Here is a 17,937-nt window from a genome sequence, read left to right on the forward strand (position 1 = left end):
GCTTAAGGGAATTTTCCCGCCTCTTCGCTACCCTCGGCACACGGATTACGTTGCGTTAAGTCTATCGCCCGCCGAGACCCTGTCGATCCCATGACGTCGACCTGCGACAACGAATTTGGTGCACGCCGCGAACAGGGCCCGCCAGCCCTGGTCTCGCTGAGCCAGCTCGCGCTCGACCACATGGAGCAGGGTGTCTGCGTCTACGATGCCGACAACCGGATCGTGCTGGTCAACCAGCGCTATTTGTCGCTGTTCGACATGTCGGCCGACATCGTGCGGGTCGGCACGAGCTATCGCGACGTGCTCGCTCACAGCGCAGCGCGCGGCAACTTCCCGGTCAGCGAGCTCGACGCGCTCTATGCAAAGCGCGTGAAGCAGATCGCGGCCGGCCAGCCGTTCCGGACCGAGCAGCATCTGGCGAGCGGCCTCGTCATGGCGCTCGAGCTGAAGCCGCTCCCCGGCGGCGGCTGGATGACGATCTGCGATGACGTCAGCCGCCTCGCCCGGCTCGAGGCGGAACTGCGTGTGCAGACGGAGCGCAGCCAGCACGCGCTCGCGAACATGTCGCACGGCCTCATCATGTACGACGCCGACAGCCGTGTCGTCCTCTGCAATGAGCGATTCCTGAACCTCTACAACCTCGATTCCGACATCGTGAGGCCGGGTGTCGCGCATTGCTCGGTGATCGAGCACTGGATGTCGCGCGGCAACCTGCCGGGCATGTCGGCCGACGAATTCCATGAGACCAGGCTGAAGGACGTGCGCAGCAGGAAGGCGAAGACCCTGCTGGTGATGCGCTATGACGGACGGATGGTACAAGCGGTCTCCCGTTTCCTGCCCGACGGCGGCTGGGTGACGGTGCATGAAGACGTCACCGAGCGCCTGCAATACGAGGAGACGCTGAGGCAGCAGAATTTCATCCTCGATGCGGCGCTGGAGAACATGGCGCACGGGCTCGCCTTCTACGACAGCGACATGCGTCTGCGGGTCTGCAACACCACCTATCGCAAGATCTATCAACTGTCGCCGGAGGAGACGAGGCCGGGCACGCATCTTGCCGAATTGATCGAGCGCTCGATCGAAAACGGCGCGTTCGCTTCGGAATATAGCCCGCAGCAAATCCTCGAAGCCGCCCGCGCGCGGATCGCGAGCCGCGATTGCTCGCCGATGCGGCGGAGCATGGCCAACGACACCGTGATCTCGGTGCGCTACTGCGCACTGCCCGAAGGCGGCTTCGTCGCCACCTATGAGGACATCACCGAGCGCGAGCGTGCGGTCGAGGAGCTGAGCGAGCAATATCGTCGCTTCGACGCAGCGTTGAACAACATGAGCCAGGGCCTGTGCATGCTCGATTCGAGCCTGCGCGTGATCGTCTGCAACCGCCGCTACATCGAGATGTACGGCCTGTCGCCCGATGTCGTGAAGCCCGGCGCCTCGATGCGCGAGATCATGGAGCACAGCTGCGAGCTCGGCATCCATCCGAACACGACCGCCGCGAGCCTCTATGCCGACTACGTCGAGCGGCTGCGCGAGGGCGAGCACACGCTGCACCGCCACCTGAACGACGGCCGCATCATCAAGCTCAATCACAAGCGGATGGAGCATGGCGGCTGGGTCGTCACCTATGAGGACGTCACCGAGCGCCACAAGGCCCAGGCGCGCGTGGCGCATATGGCCCAGCACGATTCGCTCACCGACCTGCCCAACCGCACGCTGTTCCGCGAGAAGATGGGCGAGGGACTGAACCAGGTCGCGATTGCCGGCGGTGCGATGGCCGTGCTGTGCTTCGACCTCGACAATTTCAAGACCGTCAACGACCGCCTCGGCCACGCCGCCGGCGACCGGCTGCTGCGCTGGGTCGCGGCGCGGCTGAAAGAAAACGTCGGCGAGCATGACACCGTCGCGCGCCTCGGCGGCGACGAGTTCGCCGTTCTCCAGCGCGGGCCGCAGCCGCAATCGGCGGAACGGCTCGCCCGCCGCCTGGTCGAGATCATCGGCCATCCGCCGCCGCTGGAAAGTCAGTCGATCCATGTCGGCGTTTCCGTCGGCATCGCGATCGCGCCCGATCACGGACTCGATGCCGACGAGCTGATGAAATGCGCCGACCTCGCGCTGTACCAGGCCAAAGCCAAGGGACGCGGCGCCTATCAGCTGTTCGAGCCCGAGATGGAGGAAGAGGCCCGGAGCCGGCACGCGCTGGAGCACGATCTGCGCAGCGCGCTAGAAGCACGCGAATTCCACCTGGTGTTTCAGCCGCAGGTGCGGCTCGATTCGTCCGAGCTCACCGGCTTCGAGGCGCTGCTGCGCTGGAAACATCCCTCACGCGGCCTGGTCTCGCCGGCCGAATTCATTCCCATCGCGGAGGAGAACGGGCTGATCGTTCCGATCGGCGAATGGGTGCTGCGCACGGCCTGTGCGACCGCTGCGTCCTGGCCCGATGTCACCGTCGCGGTCAATTTGTCGCCGGTGCAGTTCCGCTCGCGCGGACTGGTGGCAATGGTCACGAGCGCGCTTGCGGAAGCCGGCCTGCCGCCGCAGCGGCTCGAGCTCGAAGTCACCGAGACGGCGCTGCTCGACGACAGCGAGGCGACGATCGAGATCCTGCACCAGCTGCGCGCGCTTGGCGTGCGCGTCAGTCTCGACGATTTCGGCGTCGGCTATTCCTCGCTGAGCTATTTGCGCAAGTTTCCGTTCGACCGCATCAAGATCGACCGCTCCTTCGTCGGCACGCTCGGCGAAAGCCCGGAGAGTGTCGCCATCGTCCGCACCATCGCCAGCCTCGGCTCGGTGCTCGGCGTCGAGACCACGGCGGAGGGCGTCGAGACCATCGAGCAGCTCGACTTCGTCCGCGAATGCGGCTGTACCGCCGTGCAGGGCTATTATTTCGGCAAGCCGTGCCCAGCGTCTGAGATCCACCGCATCATCGAGACGCTGAACGCAGTCCGCCGCGTGGCGTAGAGACGCCGGCCGCGCCAAATTCCGTGTCTCGGCACGCTTCCAAACGACCAATTGTCGCACGTACCGTTTCCGGCCGAATTGACGACTCGCGCCCTGCGCTCGATCCGCGCGAAGGCGCTTTTCTTCTCTCGTGATTTCGGGGACAATCCCGTCATAACAACGAGAAACGGCAGCCCAACGAGGCCGCTGCGAGGGAGGAATTATCGATGCCGCGATGCGGGCTGAAGACGATCGCATTTGCCGCCATGCATGCCGTCGTGGGCGCGTTGCTCTCGACCGCCGCCCATGCGCAGGATTATCCCACCAAGCCGATCACACTGATCGTGCCGTGGCCGGCAGGCGGTTCGACCGACATCTCGATGCGCGCGATCGCCGACAGCGCTTCGAAGGTGCTGGGGCAGCCGATCGTGATCGACAACAAGGCCGGCGGCGGCGGCACGGTCGGACCTGCGACCATGGCGGCGGCCGCGAAGCCGGACGGCTACACCATCTCACAGCTCCCCATTACGGTCTTCCGGCTGCCCCTGATGCAGGAAGTGTCGTGGGATCCGGCGAAGGATTTTTCCTACATCATCCACCTCACCGGCTACACGTTCGGCGTGACCACGAACGCGGAGTCGCAATTCAAGTCCTGGAAGGACGTGGTCGACTTTGCCAAGGCCAATCCGGGCAAGATCACCTACGCCACGCCGGGCACCGGCACCTCGCTGCATATCGGCATGGAGCAGATCGCGGCGATGTCCGGCATCAAGCTCACGCAGGTGCCGTTCAAGGGCGGCGCCGAGACCAATGCCGCGGTGCTCGGCCAGCATACCATGTTGCAAGCCGATTCCACGGGATGGCGACCGCTGGTCGATGCCGGCAAGCTGCGGCTCTTGATGGTGTGGACCGGCGCGCGGTCGCCGAACTATCCTGACGTGCCGACCTTGAAGGAGCTCGGCTATCCCATGGTCTACGATTCCCCGTTCGGCATCGCCGGCCCGAAGGGGATGGATCCAAAGATCGTCGCCAAGCTGCACGACGCCTTCAAGAAAGCGGTCGAGGATCCCGCGGTGATCGCAACGCTCGCCAAATACGACATGGTGCCGAACTACAAGAACACCGAAGACTACAAGAAGTTCGTCGTCGAGGTCACGGAGTCCGAGCGCAAGGTGATCGACACGCTTGGGCTTGCGAAGAAGTAGTGCCGAGCCACTTCCGTGTCGCGGACGCTTCGCGGCGTCCGGGAAACGGCTGAGAGGACGTCGATGAACGACCAAACCAATGTCAAACTCCGCCTCAGCAACTCCGAACTCTGGGGCGGGCTGATCGGGCTCGCGCTCGGCGGCTTCGTGATCTGGCAGGGACTGAAGCTCAAGCTCGGCACCATCAACGATCCCGGCTCGGGCTACGTGCTGTTCTACACGGGCATCCTGATGTGCGTGTTTGCAGGCTCCATCATCATCTCGGCGTTCACCGAGGGCGGCCCGACGCTGGCCTCGCGCTGGGAGAATGTGCGCTGGAGCAAGCCGCTCCTCGTCATCGCCTGCCTCACCGCGTTCTCGTTCGCGCTGGAGCCGCTGGGATTCCTGCTGTCGTCGATCCCGTTGATGCTGCTGCTGTTGCGTTTGATCGATCCCGTGCGCTGGACGCTGGCGATCCCGGTCGCCGTTCTGGTACCGACCGGCATGTGGTGGGTGCTCAAGCGGCTGCTCTTGATTCAACTGCCCTCAGGCCTGCTCGGAATCGGCTGACCCCATGGATACGCTTGCCAATGTCGCGCACGGGTTCGGCGTCGCGCTGACCGGGATCAACCTGCTCTATTGTTTCATCGGCGTCTTCATCGGCACGCTGGTCGGCGTGCTGCCGGGCATCGGTCCGATCTCGGCGATGTCGCTGCTGCTGCCAGTGACGCTGTCGGGCACGCCGGAATCCGGCATCATCATGATGGCCGGCATCTATTACGGCTCGATGTATGGCGGCTCGACCACCTCGATCCTGGTCAACATTCCCGGCGAGGCGGCGTCCGTGGTCACCTGCATCGACGGCCACCAGATGGCCAAGCAGGGCCGCGCGGGCCCCGCCCTCGGCATCTCCGCCTTCGGCTCCTTCATCGCCGGCACGTTTGCGCTGATCGCCTTGATGCTGGTGGCGCCGAGACTTGCCAGCATCGCCATCGCGTTCGGCCCGGCCGAGTATTTCAGCCTGATGGTGCTCGGTCTCGTGGTGCTCACCTTCCTCACCCAGGGCTCGATGCCGAAGGCGCTTTTGATGGCGTGCATCGGCGTCGTGCTCGGACTGATCGGGCTCGACAGCATCACGGCGCAGCCGCGCCTCACCTTCGGTCGCATGGAATTGATCGACGGAATCGGCCTTGTGCCCGTCGTGATGGGCTTGTTCGGCGTCGCCGAGGTGCTGCTCAACACAGAGCAGGCGATCAAGCGCGACATCATCAACGCGAAGATCACGCAGCTGCTGCCCAACAAGGCCGATTGGCAGGCGAGCGCCGGCCCGGTGGCGCGCGGCACGCTGCTTGGATTCCTGCTCGGCATCCTGCCGGGCGGCGGCGCGGTGGTGGCTTCGTTCGCCTCCTATGCGCTGGAGAAACGGCTGTCGAAGACACCGGAGCGATTCAGCCATGGCGCGATCGAGGGCGTCGCAGGCCCCGAGTCCGCCAACAATGCGGCGGCCGGCGGCGCGTTCATTCCGCTGATGACGCTGGGCATTCCGCCGAACGTGGTGATGGCGCTGCTGCTGGGCGCGTTCGTCATCCACGGCCTGCAGCCGGGACCGCTGATGATCACGCAGAATCCCGGCCTGTTCTGGGGCATCGTCGCCAGCATGTATATCGGCAACGTCATGCTGCTGATCCTCAACCTGCCGATGATCGGCATGTGGGTGCAGCTCTTGAAGCTGCCCTACAACATCCTGTTTCCCCTGATCATCCTGTTCACGATCCTGGGCGTCTACTGTTCGAGCAACAACGTGTTCGACGTCTATGTGATGATCGCGTTCGGCATCATCGGCTATTTCATGCGCAAGCTCGGCTACGAGCCGGCGCCGCTGGTGCTGGCGTTCGTGCTGGGACCGATGCTGGAAAACAATCTGCGCAAATCGCTGATCCTGTCGCAGGGCGATCTCTGGACCTTTGTGCAGCGGCCGATCTCGGCGGCGTGCCTTCTTCTCGCACTCGCGCTGCTGATCGCGCCGCTATTGCCCGCGCTGCGCAAGAAGCGCGAGCTGGTGGCACTGGATGAGGGGGCGTGAGAGGTTTCGCAGGTGGGCAAAGGCGCGCTTTTGCCGTGCCCGCCATCTCTCCAAATGCGTGACGCGAACGGCGGGCACGCTTCGCCCACCCTTCGACCCGGCGTCGAGACCCCGCGGAGGGCGCGGAGACGATCGAGCAGCTCGACTTCGTGCGCGAATGCGGCTGCACCGCGGTACAGGGCTATTATTTCGGCAGGCCGTGCCCGGCGGCAGATGTCGGCCACGCGATCGAGCGACTGAACGCGGTCAGGCGCGTGGCGTGACGCTCCGCTTCACCTCGCCGCTCTCTCTATCGTCACGCCCGACACGACCTCAGGCGATTGAGCGTGGCACGATCTGCCGATGCGAGCGCGTTGCCCCACTCCTGTTCGGAGAGGTCTCCGACCAGGCTGGAAAGACTGATGGCAAGCGCACGAAGCCTCGCATTCTCCTCAAGAAGCAAAAAAACGTCGTTCGACGGGGATTCATCGTCCGAAAAGCTAGCGCCTTCGCGGAACTGCCGCGACAAGAGTTCGAAAGACTCATCACGCACGATATCTTCGGCAGTGGAAATCAGCTTCTGTCTCTTATGACGAGCTAAATCTTCATCACGCATGGCAAATTCCCCAACTCAGGACATGCCTCCAGCCGCATTTGGATACATCGATTGAGTCGGCGGCGGATTTGAGTCCGAAATGGGCTCGCACGATGTACGCCTCGTGTCCCCCGACGCCTCACTTGCTCATTCGTTCGCTTCACCGGCGTCTTTCAGACCGGCTCGCAGTGCGGTCACGACGCGACGGGCCACGTCGATATCCCTGACCGACAATCCATCCGCAAGGCCGTTGACCCAGGGGATCTGCAACCGCCCGGCGGCGTCGTAGGCCTGCCTGCCCTTGTCGGTGAGAACCACGAGCTGCGCCCGACGGTGATGCGGATTGGTCTCGAACACGACGAGGCCATCCCGCTCGAGGTCGTTGACGATCCGCTGCACGTTCTGGCGATTGGCGCCGAGATTGCGCGCCAGCCAGGCGACCGGCTCGGGGCGCTCCGCATCGACGATCGCCCCCAAGATCTGCCAGCGCGCGCTGGTGAGGCCGAGCGAGGCGACCAGCCGGTCACCGGCGGTCAGGAGCAGGCCGTTGGCCCGGAACAGGTCGAGGATAAAACCGGTCAACGCCTCGCCGGCCGGGGTTCGTCTGGTCTTGGTCATTTGTATTGATCGCCCTATATTGACATCATCGTGTCAAATATCTATGGCACATCTTGTCGAATTGACATAATGGTACCAAACGAGATGGAGTGATGCCATGCCCCAGATGCGTCCGCTCGACCCAACCTTCCCGATTGACCGCCAGATCGCGCTCGACGCCGGTCCCGTGGTGCTGGTCAACCTGTTCACGCTCGATGCCGCGGATGAACAGCGCTTCCTGAAAGGCTGGCAGGACGACGCCGCCTTCATGAAACGGCAACCGGGGTTCATCTCGACCCAGCTCCACCGCGCCCTCGGCGACAATCCGACCTATCTCAACTACGCGGTCTGGGAATCCAATGCCCATTTCCGCGCAGCGTTCACTCACCCGGACTTCCGCGCGAAGATCGCCGTCTACCCCGCCTCCGCCGTCGCAAGCCCGCATCTGTTCCAGAAGGTCGCGGTAGCAGGTATTTGCGTGGCGTAGCTGCAAACGTAATGACGGGGGAGAGAGCCGAGCCCACGACCACTCTCGTAGGGTGAGCAAAGGCGCACTTGCGCCGTGCCCACCGAGCTAGCGCGGGTTGTTGGCTCGCACTAAACGGCGCGCCGTCCGAAGGGCTTCGATCACTCCATCGCTGTCGCGATCCACGAAACTGATCGGAGGAATGGTCACTCGACGCGCGCTCCTAATTCGTGCGGCGTCTCTTGAAACGTGGTGGGCACGCTCCGCTTTGCCCACCCTACGAGTTGCCTCAGCTTGCCGCAGGCAGCGCGCTGTCCGGCGGTGCGCCCCACGGGCGGTCGGCCGAGGCGAGCCCGATCAAACGGCCCTGGATGTAGTCGCAGCCCCAGTCGCGCAGCATGTTTGCGGCCTCGTCGTCCTGCACCCATTCGGCCACCGTCTTGATGTCGAGGCGGCGGGCGAGGTCGATCAGGGTCTGCACGAAGGCGCGGTCGTCGGCGGAATGGGTGATGTTCTGCACGAAGGCGCCGTCGATCTTGACGATGTCGACGCCGAGCTTGCGCAGATTGCGGAACGAGGTGTAGCCGGCGCCGAAATCGTCGATGGCGATGCGGCTGCCCAAATGCTTGAGGCGGCCGACGAAGGCACGGACGTCGTCGAGGTCCTGGATCGCGACCGTCTCGGTGATCTCGACGATCAGCCGTCCGGCGACGCCCGGATGCGCCTGCATCAGCGATTCGATGCCGGCCCACCAGTCCGGATCCATCGTCGTATCCGGCGAGATGTTGAGGCTGAGGCAGATGTCGGGCGCGGCCGCGAGCTCGGCGACCACGAGCTCGAGCACGCGGTGATCGACGAGGCGGATCAGGCCGAGCCGTTCGGCGACCGGCACGATGTCGGGTGCCAGCAGCACCTGGCCGTCGCCCTGGTCCATCCGCACCAGGCATTCGTGGAACGCGCGTTCGCGCGAGACCGCCGAGACCACGGGCTCATAGGCGAGCTTGATGCGGCGTTCGTTCAGCGCGGTGACGATCTCGTCGGTGACACGGATGTTGACGCGGCGCTGCGCGTCGCGCGCGGCATCCGGGCGCCAGGCCGCGAACGAGCCGACGCGACGTTGTTTGGCGGCGTCCAGTGTCTCATGGGCGCGGTTGACGGCCTCATCGGTGTTGCGGGCATAGCGCGGCAGGCTGACCGCGCCGATCGAAGCCGTAACCGAGACCGGGCCGGATTTGGTCGGCACCACGTCGTCGCGGATGCCGGCGAGGAAACGCTCGGCGGCGACGTTCATGTCATCGACGGTACAGTTCTTCAGGATCAGGCCGAACTTGTTGCCCGAGAAGCGGCCGAGCACGTCGCCGCCGCGCAGCCGCGCGCGGATGCGCTTGGCGACGTCGAGGATCACGGCGTCGGCGACGTCGAAGCCGAAGGCGTCGTTGACGCGGGCGAGGTGATCAATGCCGACCAGCATGAACGCCGCGGTCGAACGGAAGCGGGTCGTCTCCTCGATCGCCTCGGCCAGCGCCGCGATCAGGTGCGAGCGGTTGAGCTCGCCGGTCAGCGGATCGAGCCGGGCGAGCTTCGCCAGCTCCTCATCGCGCGCGTGGCGTTCATTGTTGATGCGGACCGCGCCGATCGCGCGTGTCGGGCGGCCATCGGGGCCGGCGAACCAGCGGCCGGTCTCCTCGATCCAGACCACGGGATCGGCGGCGCTCATGCGCACGCCGTATTCGACCCGGTAGGGCGTGCCGTCGGCGCCGTGCACCGGGAAGGTCTGCGCCAGCGCGGCGGTCCGCAGTGTCTGCGCGGGCTCGATCAGCTTGGCGAATTCGGCGCCGGTCGCGAGCCGCTCGGCCGGGATGCCGGGGAAGACGGCACTGAGCTGCTCCCCCCAGACGATGACGTCGCTGGCGATGTCCCAGGCGAAAACGGCCTGGCCGAGCGCGGCCAGGATGTCGGAGGCTTGCGGCAATGCAGGGGTCAAAATCGCCTCGTTTCGGGACAGCGGGGAGTCCTGGGCCGGCACAGAATACGGCCAGATTCGCCCCCAACCCTAGGCAAAGTTCATAAACAATTTGGAAACCACGTTTCGCAGGCCCACGGAACCAAACCGGCCCGGCCGGCATAGGCCTTGCGAGTACATGACACGCACCGGCGCCAGCGTCCCGAAACGCGACAGGCCCGCCGGATCAACGGTGATAGCGATGTTGAGTACTGATCAATCGGACCGGACGAACGGCACGGGCACGGCCCTGGTGCCGCAGCTGCCGATTCTGCAATGGGTCCACAAGGCGCCGCTGCCCCGCCCCGATCCGAGCTTCGTCACCCAGCTCATCGCCAATGCCGAGCACCTGCCCCAGGCCAGCCGGCTCCGCCGCGCCTCATCCGAGGACGCGCAGATGGCCTATGGCAGCAAGCACCCGCTTCCGAGCGTCACCGCACGCACGCGACAAGTGGCTTGAGGTAGATCAGCGCGGCGGCGTGTCGGGCGAGGACGGCGTGCCGTTGCCCGGCTGCAGATCCGGCGAGGGAATTTCCGGCGAGGGCGGGGTCACCGGCTTCGGCGCGGGGTGATCCTTCAGCACGGATTCTGCGACCGACTGCGCGGAGGGCGCGGGCGGCACCACCGGCGCGGCTTGCGGCGCAGTCACCGGCTCGAACCTGGGCTCGGCCACGGCTTCATCGACCGGCGCTTCGGCCTGACGCTTGGCCTTGCGCGGCGCCGGCACTGTGGTCTCGGCAACATAAGTGACGCGGCGGCGCGTGCGTTGGGCGATACCGCCGAAGAAATCGGCCATCGCGAGCAGCACCAGCAGGAAATAGGTGGAGTTGCCGAATTTGGGCCACATCACGAATTCGGCCGCGGCTGCGCCGAACACGATCAGCGACAGCAGGTGATCCATCAGGAATTTCGAGCCGGGCCGCGCACCTTTGACCACCTCGAGCAGCAGCAGCACGATCCCGAGCGCGACCATCACGTCGGCGAGCGTGACCGGCCAGGTCTCGCCCGTGATCATCGGCACCTTGAAGAGCACGTCCGTGAAGGACACGCTCGGCATCAGGAAGGCGATGATGTTGTAGACCGCGAGCGGGATCAGGAGCAGCGGGAAACCGACCATCGGCGAAATGCCTTCTCGATCAAGATATCCGGACAGGACAATGCGGCGGCGAAGCATTGGCTCCGCCGCCGTCACTGTCATTATCTCATGGGTTGGCCGAAATCAGGCAGGCGAAATCATCCTGCCCGAAGAAAGGTCCTAAAAACTCAGGACTCTTTCTTCTTCAGGACCTGACGGCCCTTGTACATGCCGGTCTTGAGGTCGAGATGGTGCGGACGACGGAGCTCGCCGGAGTCCTTGTCTTCCACATAGGTCGGCTTCTTGATGGCGTCAGCCGAGCGGCGCATGCCACGGCGCGACGGCGAGGTTTTTCTTCTCGGAACGGCCATTTCAATATCCTCTAGGGATTGGTGTCATCAGGGCATCGTCCGCGAAGGGACGGCTCAGCACCCGCAAACCGAGGCGAGCTGAATGCCGATCAAGGCCGGGCTTATAGAGGAAGGCTGGCCGTAAATCTAGGCTCTTGGACCGGAAAATACGCCCGGAATGGGCCCGAAATCAGCGATTTTCCCGCCAGCAGGGGGAAAGTGAGCTGGCTTGCGCCCTTGCCACATAAGTCCCGGCCAGCCGCCGGACGCCCGGCCCGGGGGTCCTGGCGCTGCGTTTGACCGGATTCGGCAGGATGGAGGCCAGAAGGGCCGCCTCCCGGGGGGAGAGGTTGGCCGCCGATTTACCGAAGGCATAGGCGCTGGCCGCCTCGACCCCGAACTGGCCCTGCGGGCCAAGCTCGGCGATGTTGAGGTAGATTTCGAGGATCCGGGCCTTGGGCAGGACAAGGTCGATCCAGAGCGCCAGCGGGAATTCCAGCGCCTTGCGGATGAAATCCCGCCCCTGCCAGAGGAACAGGTTTTTTGCCACCTGCTGGGTGATGGTGGAGGCGCCCCGGAAGGGCGTCCCGTCCTCCTTCGCGTCGTCGATCGCCTCGCGCAGCGCGCCCCAGTCGATGCCGTGATGCTTGCAGAAATGGGCATCCTCGGCCGCCACCACCGATCGCGGCAGTGCGGGCGACATCGCCGCCAGATCGATCCACTCCCGATGCATCGGCGCACCCCGCAAGCTGCGCCAGGCCATCAGCGTCGAAACCGGATGGCCGGTGCGGTAGAACGGCGCGATCACGTAGGGCGCGAGAGCTACGACCGCGAGCAGCACCAGCAGGATCTTAACGATGCGCAAATCGACCTTTCCGGCGCAAAATGAAACGCGACCACCGATCCCGCCATTAAGTCTGTGATAATTCGGGCCTTTTCCAGCACTTTTTAGGCCTTCCAAACGATTGACTGGGGCGGGCGCATAAAGGATTGTCCGGCCGAATTTTAGTTCTGGAGCCCTTCTTGATGACCGGCACGTCCCCGTCCGATTTCGCCAAACGTCTGGACAAGACCGCTGATGATACCGAGGCCCTGCTCGGACGACTGTTGTCGGACGACATCCTGCACGATGAGATCGCCCGGCCCAAGCGACTGATGGACGCAATGCGCTATTCGAGCCTCAACGGCGGCAAGCGTCTGCGGCCGTTCCTGGTGGTCGAGAGCGCGGCGGTATTCGGTGTTCCACGCGAGGCCGCGCTGCTCGTCGGCGCCGCGCTCGAATGCATCCATTGCTATTCGCTGATCCATGACGACCTGCCGGCGATGGACAATTCGGACCTGCGCCGCGGCCGCCCCACCCTGCACAAGAAGACCGATGACGCGACCGCGATCCTCGCCGGCGACGGCCTGTTGACGCTCGCCTTCGACATCGTCACCCGCGACGAGATCCACCGCGACGCCCAAGTGCGCCTCCTGCTGACGCGCGCGCTGGCGCGCTGCGCCGGCATCGGCGGCATGGTCGGCGGCCAGATCCTCGACCTCGCCGGCGAAGGCCGCTTCGGCGGCAACGAACCGATCGATGTCGCCCGTATTCAGCAGATGAAGACCGGCGCGCTGCTGCGCTACGGCTGCATCGCCGGCGCGATCCTCGGCCAAGCTTCGCAGAAGGAATACCAGGCGCTCGACGATTACGGCCGCGCGCTCGGCGAGGCCTTCCAGATCGCCGATGACCTGCTCGACGTCGAAGGCGATGCGGCCGCGCTCGGCAAGCCGGCCGGCGCTGATGCCGCGCTGGGCAAGACCACCTTCGTCACCCAGCTCGGCATCGACGGCGCCAAGCAGCGCGTGCGCGACCTGCTCGCGCGCGCCGACAGCGCCGTGTCGATCTTCGGCGACCGCGCCGCCGTGCTGCAGGCCGCCGCGCGGTTCGTCGCCGAGCGGAAGAGCTAGCGCGCTCCGATGGCGGCCGAGGGCAAGGAAGATCCCGTCCTCGTCCGCTTCCGCAAGATGTCGCGGCCGGTGCGCCTGATCTATGCGCGGCCGCGGACCTTCATCGCGCTTGCTGCCGGCATCCTGGTCTGCCTGCTGCTGCCGGGCTCGCACCGGCCGGTGACGCGGCTCTTGTTCGGCTGGGATGCGCTGATCGCGGTCTATCTCGTGCTGGTCTACGCGATGATGCTGTGCAACGACCACCAGCATATTCGCCGTGCCGCCGCGATGCAGGACGACGGCCGCTTCGTGATCCTGCTGGTGACGGCGATCGGCGCCTTTGCCAGCATCGCCGCGATCGTCTCCGAGCTCGGCACGCCGCACCGCGGGGCGTGGGAGCTGACCATCGCGATCACCACCATCGCGCTGTCATGGGCCGCCGTACACACGACCTTCGCGCTGCATTACGCCCATGAATATTACCGGCATCCGCCGGGTGGATTGCAATTCCCGAGCGGCGACAAGGAAGATCACGCCGACTATTGGGATTTTGTCTATTTCTCGTTCGTGATCGGGATGACCGCGCAGGTCTCCGACGTCGGCATCTCCGACAAGATCATCCGCCGCACGGCGACGGCGCACGGCATCGTGTCCTTCATCTACAACACGGCGTTGCTGGCGCTGACGGTGAACATCGCGGCGAGCGCGATCTCGACGTAACGTTGTCCCGGCATTCGCCGGGACAACCCAGTAGCGTCAATTGCACACCTCGACATTAGCCTCGTTGCCGGGGCCGCCGCCGCCGCGATATTCGAGATGGCAGCCGCGGCTGACTGGACGGCAGCCGCTGTTGTTAGTGCAGATAACCTGCCCGCCACCCGAGGGCCGACCGACGCCGGCAGCAGCAATGCCGGCGGCACCATAGCCGCCCGCCGCACCGCCGGCCTGACGACGCTGCCGCGCGGGACGTTCGTCGCCGTCGTCGCGCTTGGCGGTCGCGGGCTTGGCCGGCCTGGCGGCACGCTGTTTCTGACACTCGTTGTCGTCGTTGACCGCATAGCCGTCCCGGCAGACAATCTTCGTGCACTTGTCGCCGTCAGCCTTGAAGCCGTGCTCGCAGACCAGCGGACAGACGCGCGACGGTTTGGCCTTGACCGTATCGAGCGCATCGGTGCTCGCCACCTTCACGTCGAGCTTGGTGCCGGCATAACGGTTGAACTGCGACAGCGACCGTTGCGAGGACGTGTTCCAGTTGCCGTCGGCCTGCCCGGAATAGCAGCCGACGCGGCCGAGCTCGGTCTGCACCGAGCGGCTGAGATCGGCCGGCGCCGTCGCCGGCGTCAGCGACGCGACGTTGGTGCCGGACGGGCTCGCCGTGCTGGCGGGCGCAGCGCTCGGCGCCGCGGCGGCGAGGTTGACGCGCTGCTGCTCGGCGGCGGCCGCCTGCTGCTGCGCCTGCTCTTTGGCCTTCTGCGCGGCGAGCTGCACCTGCTCGGCGGCTTTCGCATCGGCCGCAGCCCTGGCCTGCGCATCCTTCTGCGCGCCGAGGGCGGCGAGACGATCGCGCTCGGCCTCGGCCTGCTTCGCCTTCTCGGTCGCCGCGGCATGGGCCTGCTCGGCGCCAATTTTCTCGACCTGCAGCTTGGCGAGGCTCGCATAGAAACCGTCGGGATGCTGGGCGAGGAAGGCATCCCAAGCCGCCCTGTTGCCGACCTGGAGCGCGAGCTCATAGTCGCGGCGGATATCGGCCTGCGGGTTCACCACCGGTGCGACGGGTGCTGCAGCCACCACCTTGACCGGCACCAGCGGCACGTCTTCGCCGCCGAGCGAGCCGTACACGAACGGCTCCTGCTTGTTGCCGGTCGATTTGAGCACGTCGTCGCGCACGAAGCCAAAGGCGCGGCGGACGTCGAGGCCCGGCGTCGTCAGATGCTTCGACAGCGCCACCGTGAACGGGCTGTTGGCGCCGTCGCCGTCCTGCGCCGTGAAACCGGCCTTGGCCGAATAGGCGATCAGCGTGTTGGGGCTGGTCGGCTCGACCTGGGCGAGGCCGCGGCCGATGCCGCGCGCAGCGATCGTGCGCTTCATGGTCTTGCCGAACGGATTGTCGCGGCAGGCATCCAGGATCACCAGGCGAAGCTGCTTGGCGGGCTCGACCGCGACCAGGATGCGGTCGAGCGACAGCGCCTCGTCGTAGACGTCGGTGTCGCGCTCCAGCCTGGCATCGACGGGGATCAGATAGTTCGAGCCTTCGACCTCGATGCCGTGGCCGGCATAGTAGACCACGGCGATGTCGGCGTTGCGCGTCGCATCGGCGAATTCGCGCAGCACGCGCCGCGTATCCAGCGCCGACAGATCGTGCCGGGACTCGACGACGTCGAAGCCGGCCTCCTTCAGTGTCTTCGCCATCACCGAACCGTCATTGACGGGATTGGCGAGCAGTGGTGCGTGCTGATACGCCGAATTGGCGATCACCAGCGCGACGCGCTTTCCGGCGAAAGCGGGACCAGCGCCGAACAGCAGCGCGACGGCAAGGAGAAGCGGGCAAAGTCTGAGCAGATTGCGCATGACACGACTTCCAAAATTCGGGGCATCTCGAGCCCCTTTGGGACCGCTTTAGCAAAATCCGCCGCCGACACTTGTGATGGAGGTCACGAAGGTGGCGCCGGCGACCAGCCGGAAGGCCCCTTTTGTTTGTCGCACCAGTCCGGCCCCGGTTCGCCGGCCAACGCGTGTGCGGGCCTTGTTCCCCCCTAGGCATCCCCGATGTGCCCCCGATATTGCGGCAGATTGTCCGCGATCTCATGCCAGGGCGCCTTCGAGCCCACGAAAATGTGGGCGCTCGGCCGGATCGAGGGGGCATCGGTCAGGGTTCCCATGGCGACATGAACCCATTTTCCCTCGCGCACCCGGGAATAAAGCAGCGAGCCGCAGCGGGCACAGTGGGCGTCATGGGTGGTGTCGTCGCCGTAGATGATGCGCTGGTCTTCACCGTGGACGATGCGCAGCTTGTCCTGCGCAATCCCGGCGAACGGCTTGAAGGCGGAGCCGGTGGTGCGGCGGCAGTTCGAACAATGGCAGTTCATCGCGTAAGAGAACGCGTCCGCAACCTCGTAGCGCACGGCACGGCAGTAGCATTCGCCGGTGAGGATACGAGCGTTCGAATTTTCTGATCCAGTCATTCCAGCGTCCTCGCGCAATTGGCGATAGACACCCATAGCGCATTTTGATGTGTACGACTAAGTTCGCTCCAAGCCATCATTCAAAGGGATGACCCATGAGCCAGAACCGTTCGAGCGTCGAAGCCGTCGTGCAATCCTATTTCGACGGCCTCTACGAGGGCGACGCCGAAAAACTCGGCGCCATCTTCCATCCCTCTGCCGATCTGCGCTGGGTCGAGAAGGGCGAGCTTCAGGTGCTGACCGTGCCCGACTGGCTCGACCGCGTGCGCAAGCGCCCCTCCGGCAAGGCCGAAGGCAAGCCGCGCGAGGATTTCATCGTCACCATCGACCGCTCCGACGACAAGACCGCCTTCATCAAGGTCAGATGCCAGCTGCCGCCGCGGTTTTTCACCGACTATCTGGTGGCGATGAAGCTGGCCGACGGCTGGCAGATCGTGTCGAAATCGTATCGGTATGACCTGAGGGAGTGAGGGGCTCTAACCTTCCGCTGCCCGAAATCGGGCACACTCACCCCTCATTCTCCGTCATTGCGAGCGCAACTCTCGCCACGCGTCATTGCGAGGAGCCCTTGCGACGAAGCAATCCAGAATCCCTCCGCGGAGAAACTCTGGATTGCTTCGCTGCGCTCGCAATGACGGCGCGGATAACGCGTCCATTGCATCCCTCCGTCTTGCCCAAGGTCCCCCATGCTGCTCGATCGCCGTTCTCTGCTCGCCTCGCTCTGCTGGATGGCTGCCTCCCCCGCGTTCGCCGCAGAGGCGCCGCCTGAACTCGAAACCTACGAGCGCGAGAGCGGCGGGCGGATCGGGGTCTATGCCGAAAACCTCGCGACCGGCGCCAAGCTCGCATGGCGCGCCGACGAGCGGTTCGTCATGTGCTCGACCTTCAAGGCCTCGCTCGCCGCTTGCGTGCTGGCGCGGGTCGATCGTGGCGAGGAGCAGCTTGCCGCCATGATCCCCTACGGCCAAGCCGACCTGCTGGACTACGCCCCGATCGCCAAGCAAAACCTCGCCGCCGGCAAGATGTCGGTCAGCGAGATGTGCAAGGCGATCGTCGAGCTCAGCGACAACACCTGCGCCAATTTGCTGTTGGCGCGGATCGGCGGCCCCGCCGCGCTCACCGCGTTCTGGCGGTCGCTCGGCGACACCACCTCGCGGCTCGACCACAACGAGCCCGAACTCAACCGCTCACCGCCCGGCGATCCCCGGGACACCACGACGCCGGCGGCGATGGCAGGCAATCTGCGCCGGCTGGTCACCGGCGAAGCACTGTCGGCGGCCTCGCGTGCCCAGCTCACCGAATGGATGCTGGGTTGCAAGACCGGGGCGAACAGGCTGCGCGGCGGACTGCCGGCAAGCTGGAAGATCGGCGACAAGACCGGCAACAACGGCAAGGATGCCTCGGGCGATATCGCAGTCGTTTGGCCGAAGCCGGACACGCCGATCCTGATCGCGGCCTATACCCAGGGTGGCACGCCGACCGCTCCGCAGATCGAGGCCGCGTTCGCGCGCATCGGGCGCCTGGTGACCGAACGGCTGGCGTGAGCCGCGCCGCATTG

18 protein-coding genes are annotated in these 17,937 nt (G+C 65.3%); 10 read left to right on the plus strand and 8 right to left on the minus strand.

All coding sequences use genetic code 11. The features are described 5' to 3' along the window. The first annotated feature begins 90 nt into the window (after positions 1 to 90). From NLM25_RS43270 to NLM25_RS43285, 4 genes are all read left to right on the plus strand, one after another. A complete protein-coding gene (locus NLM25_RS43270) occupies positions 91 to 2,958 on the plus strand; it encodes a PAS-domain containing protein (protein WP_254141003.1) in 2,868 nt (955 codons plus the stop codon). 206 nt (positions 2,959 to 3,164) lie between these two features. Next, positions 3,165 to 4,142: a tripartite tricarboxylate transporter substrate binding protein gene (locus NLM25_RS43275; RefSeq protein WP_254141004.1), complete on the plus strand. Its 978-nt coding sequence runs from the start codon at positions 3,165 to 3,167 to the stop codon at positions 4,140 to 4,142. Positions 4,143 to 4,205: 63 nt separating this feature from the next. Beyond that, entirely contained in the window at positions 4,206 to 4,691 is a 486-nt protein-coding gene (locus NLM25_RS43280; RefSeq protein WP_254141005.1) for a tripartite tricarboxylate transporter TctB family protein, read from the plus strand. Between the two features lie 4 nt (positions 4,692 to 4,695). After that, positions 4,696 to 6,204: a tripartite tricarboxylate transporter permease gene (locus NLM25_RS43285; RefSeq protein WP_254141006.1), complete on the plus strand. Its 1,509-nt coding sequence runs from the start codon at positions 4,696 to 4,698 to the stop codon at positions 6,202 to 6,204. Positions 6,205 to 6,499: 295 nt separating this feature from the next. Here NLM25_RS43285 and NLM25_RS43290 read toward each other — a convergent pair whose 3' ends face one another. Next, entirely contained in the window at positions 6,500 to 6,799 is a 300-nt protein-coding gene (locus NLM25_RS43290; protein ID WP_254124016.1) for a hypothetical protein, read from the minus strand. A gap of 126 nt (positions 6,800 to 6,925) precedes the next feature. Further along, positions 6,926 to 7,396 (minus strand): MarR family winged helix-turn-helix transcriptional regulator, encoded by a 471-nt coding sequence (locus tag NLM25_RS43295; RefSeq protein WP_254124017.1) that lies wholly within the window; start codon positions 7,394 to 7,396, stop codon positions 6,926 to 6,928. 97 nt (positions 7,397 to 7,493) lie between these two features. Between NLM25_RS43295 and NLM25_RS43300 the strand changes: the two genes are divergently transcribed. Next, entirely contained in the window at positions 7,494 to 7,862 is a 369-nt protein-coding gene (locus NLM25_RS43300; RefSeq protein ID WP_254141007.1) for an antibiotic biosynthesis monooxygenase, read from the plus strand. Positions 7,863 to 8,130: 268 nt separating this feature from the next. Here NLM25_RS43300 and NLM25_RS43305 read toward each other — a convergent pair whose 3' ends face one another. Further along, positions 8,131 to 9,825: a bifunctional diguanylate cyclase/phosphodiesterase gene (locus NLM25_RS43305; protein WP_254141008.1), complete on the minus strand. Its 1,695-nt coding sequence runs from the start codon at positions 9,823 to 9,825 to the stop codon at positions 8,131 to 8,133. A 220-nt stretch (positions 9,826 to 10,045) separates the two neighbouring features. Between NLM25_RS43305 and NLM25_RS43310 the strand changes: the two genes are divergently transcribed. Beyond that, positions 10,046 to 10,303 carry a hypothetical protein gene (locus tag NLM25_RS43310; RefSeq protein WP_254141009.1) on the plus strand — a complete coding sequence of 86 codons (258 nt, stop codon included), beginning with the start codon at positions 10,046 to 10,048 and terminating at the stop codon, positions 10,301 to 10,303. 6 nt (positions 10,304 to 10,309) lie between these two features. On the opposite strand, the gene NLM25_RS43315 is transcribed toward NLM25_RS43310, so the two are convergent. The 3 genes from NLM25_RS43315 to mtgA form a co-directional block, all read right to left on the minus strand. Next, complete coding sequence (locus NLM25_RS43315) at positions 10,310 to 10,960, minus strand: hypothetical protein (RefSeq protein WP_254124731.1); 651 nt, start codon at positions 10,958 to 10,960, stop codon at positions 10,310 to 10,312. Positions 10,961 to 11,106: 146 nt separating this feature from the next. Beyond that, positions 11,107 to 11,289, minus strand: coding sequence for a 50S ribosomal protein L32 (rpmF, locus tag NLM25_RS43320; protein ID WP_007598106.1), 183 nt, complete (start codon positions 11,287 to 11,289; stop codon positions 11,107 to 11,109). A gap of 169 nt (positions 11,290 to 11,458) precedes the next feature. Further along, positions 11,459 to 12,133 carry a monofunctional biosynthetic peptidoglycan transglycosylase gene (mtgA, locus tag NLM25_RS43325; protein WP_254141010.1) on the minus strand — a complete coding sequence of 225 codons (675 nt, stop codon included), beginning with the start codon at positions 12,131 to 12,133 and terminating at the stop codon, positions 11,459 to 11,461. A gap of 161 nt (positions 12,134 to 12,294) precedes the next feature. Here mtgA and NLM25_RS43330 point away from each other — a divergent pair, with 161 nt between their 5' ends. Next, positions 12,295 to 13,218, plus strand: a complete 924-nt coding sequence (locus NLM25_RS43330) for a polyprenyl synthetase family protein (protein WP_254124021.1) — start codon at positions 12,295 to 12,297, stop codon at positions 13,216 to 13,218. Positions 13,219 to 13,227: 9 nt separating this feature from the next. After that, positions 13,228 to 13,917, plus strand: coding sequence for a DUF1345 domain-containing protein (locus NLM25_RS43335; RefSeq protein WP_254141011.1), 690 nt, complete (start codon positions 13,228 to 13,230; stop codon positions 13,915 to 13,917). A 36-nt stretch (positions 13,918 to 13,953) separates the two neighbouring features. Here the strand turns inward: NLM25_RS43335 and NLM25_RS43340 are convergent, their stop codons facing one another. Together NLM25_RS43340 and NLM25_RS43345 are read right to left on the minus strand one after the other, a co-directional pair. Continuing rightward, positions 13,954 to 15,765 (minus strand): caspase family protein, encoded by a 1,812-nt coding sequence (locus NLM25_RS43340; protein WP_254141012.1) that lies wholly within the window; start codon positions 15,763 to 15,765, stop codon positions 13,954 to 13,956. Between the two features lie 185 nt (positions 15,766 to 15,950). Beyond that, a complete protein-coding gene (locus NLM25_RS43345; RefSeq protein ID WP_254141013.1) occupies positions 15,951 to 16,379 on the minus strand; it encodes a GFA family protein in 429 nt (142 codons plus the stop codon). 95 nt (positions 16,380 to 16,474) lie between these two features. Between NLM25_RS43345 and NLM25_RS43350 the strand changes: the two genes are divergently transcribed. Together NLM25_RS43350 and bla are read left to right on the plus strand one after the other, a co-directional pair. Beyond that, on the plus strand, positions 16,475 to 16,849 hold the full coding sequence (locus NLM25_RS43350; protein WP_007598116.1) for a nuclear transport factor 2 family protein: 375 nt from the start codon (positions 16,475 to 16,477) through the stop codon (positions 16,847 to 16,849). 216 nt (positions 16,850 to 17,065) lie between these two features. Beyond that, entirely contained in the window at positions 17,066 to 17,923 is an 858-nt protein-coding gene (gene bla, locus NLM25_RS43355; RefSeq protein WP_254141014.1) for a class A beta-lactamase, read from the plus strand. Positions 17,924 to 17,937: the final 14 nt, after the last annotated feature.

Origin of the sequence: Bradyrhizobium sp. CCGB01, from assembly GCF_024199795.1 — a bacterium.
Taxonomy (GTDB): domain Bacteria; phylum Pseudomonadota; class Alphaproteobacteria; order Rhizobiales; family Xanthobacteraceae; genus Bradyrhizobium.

Bases quoted from the DNA above. Each gene is read 5' to 3' on its own strand.
- NLM25_RS43270 (WP_254141003.1), top strand. From the start codon at position 91: ATGACGTCGACCTGCGACAACGAATTTGGTGCACGCCGCGAACAGGGC.
- NLM25_RS43275 (WP_254141004.1), top strand. From the start codon at position 3,165: ATGCCGCGATGCGGGCTGAAGACGATCGCATTTGCCGCCATGCATGCC.
- NLM25_RS43280 (WP_254141005.1), top strand. From the start codon at position 4,206: ATGAACGACCAAACCAATGTCAAACTCCGCCTCAGCAACTCCGAACTC.
- NLM25_RS43285 (WP_254141006.1), top strand. From the start codon at position 4,696: ATGGATACGCTTGCCAATGTCGCGCACGGGTTCGGCGTCGCGCTGACC.
- NLM25_RS43290 (WP_254124016.1), bottom strand. From the start codon at position 6,799: ATGCGTGATGAAGATTTAGCTCGTCATAAGAGACAGAAGCTGATTTCC.
- NLM25_RS43295 (WP_254124017.1), bottom strand. From the start codon at position 7,396: ATGACCAAGACCAGACGAACCCCGGCCGGCGAGGCGTTGACCGGTTTT.
- NLM25_RS43300 (WP_254141007.1), top strand. From the start codon at position 7,494: ATGCCCCAGATGCGTCCGCTCGACCCAACCTTCCCGATTGACCGCCAG.
- NLM25_RS43310 (WP_254141009.1), top strand. From the start codon at position 10,046: ATGTTGAGTACTGATCAATCGGACCGGACGAACGGCACGGGCACGGCC.
- NLM25_RS43315 (WP_254124731.1), bottom strand. From the start codon at position 10,960: ATGGTCGGTTTCCCGCTGCTCCTGATCCCGCTCGCGGTCTACAACATC.
- rpmF (WP_007598106.1), bottom strand. From the start codon at position 11,289: ATGGCCGTTCCGAGAAGAAAAACCTCGCCGTCGCGCCGTGGCATGCGC.
- NLM25_RS43330 (WP_254124021.1), top strand. From the start codon at position 12,295: ATGACCGGCACGTCCCCGTCCGATTTCGCCAAACGTCTGGACAAGACC.
- NLM25_RS43335 (WP_254141011.1), top strand. From the start codon at position 13,228: ATGGCGGCCGAGGGCAAGGAAGATCCCGTCCTCGTCCGCTTCCGCAAG.
- NLM25_RS43340 (WP_254141012.1), bottom strand. From the start codon at position 15,765: ATGCGCAATCTGCTCAGACTTTGCCCGCTTCTCCTTGCCGTCGCGCTG.
- NLM25_RS43345 (WP_254141013.1), bottom strand. From the start codon at position 16,379: ATGACTGGATCAGAAAATTCGAACGCTCGTATCCTCACCGGCGAATGC.
- NLM25_RS43350 (WP_007598116.1), top strand. From the start codon at position 16,475: ATGAGCCAGAACCGTTCGAGCGTCGAAGCCGTCGTGCAATCCTATTTC.
- bla (WP_254141014.1), top strand. From the start codon at position 17,066: ATGCTGCTCGATCGCCGTTCTCTGCTCGCCTCGCTCTGCTGGATGGCT.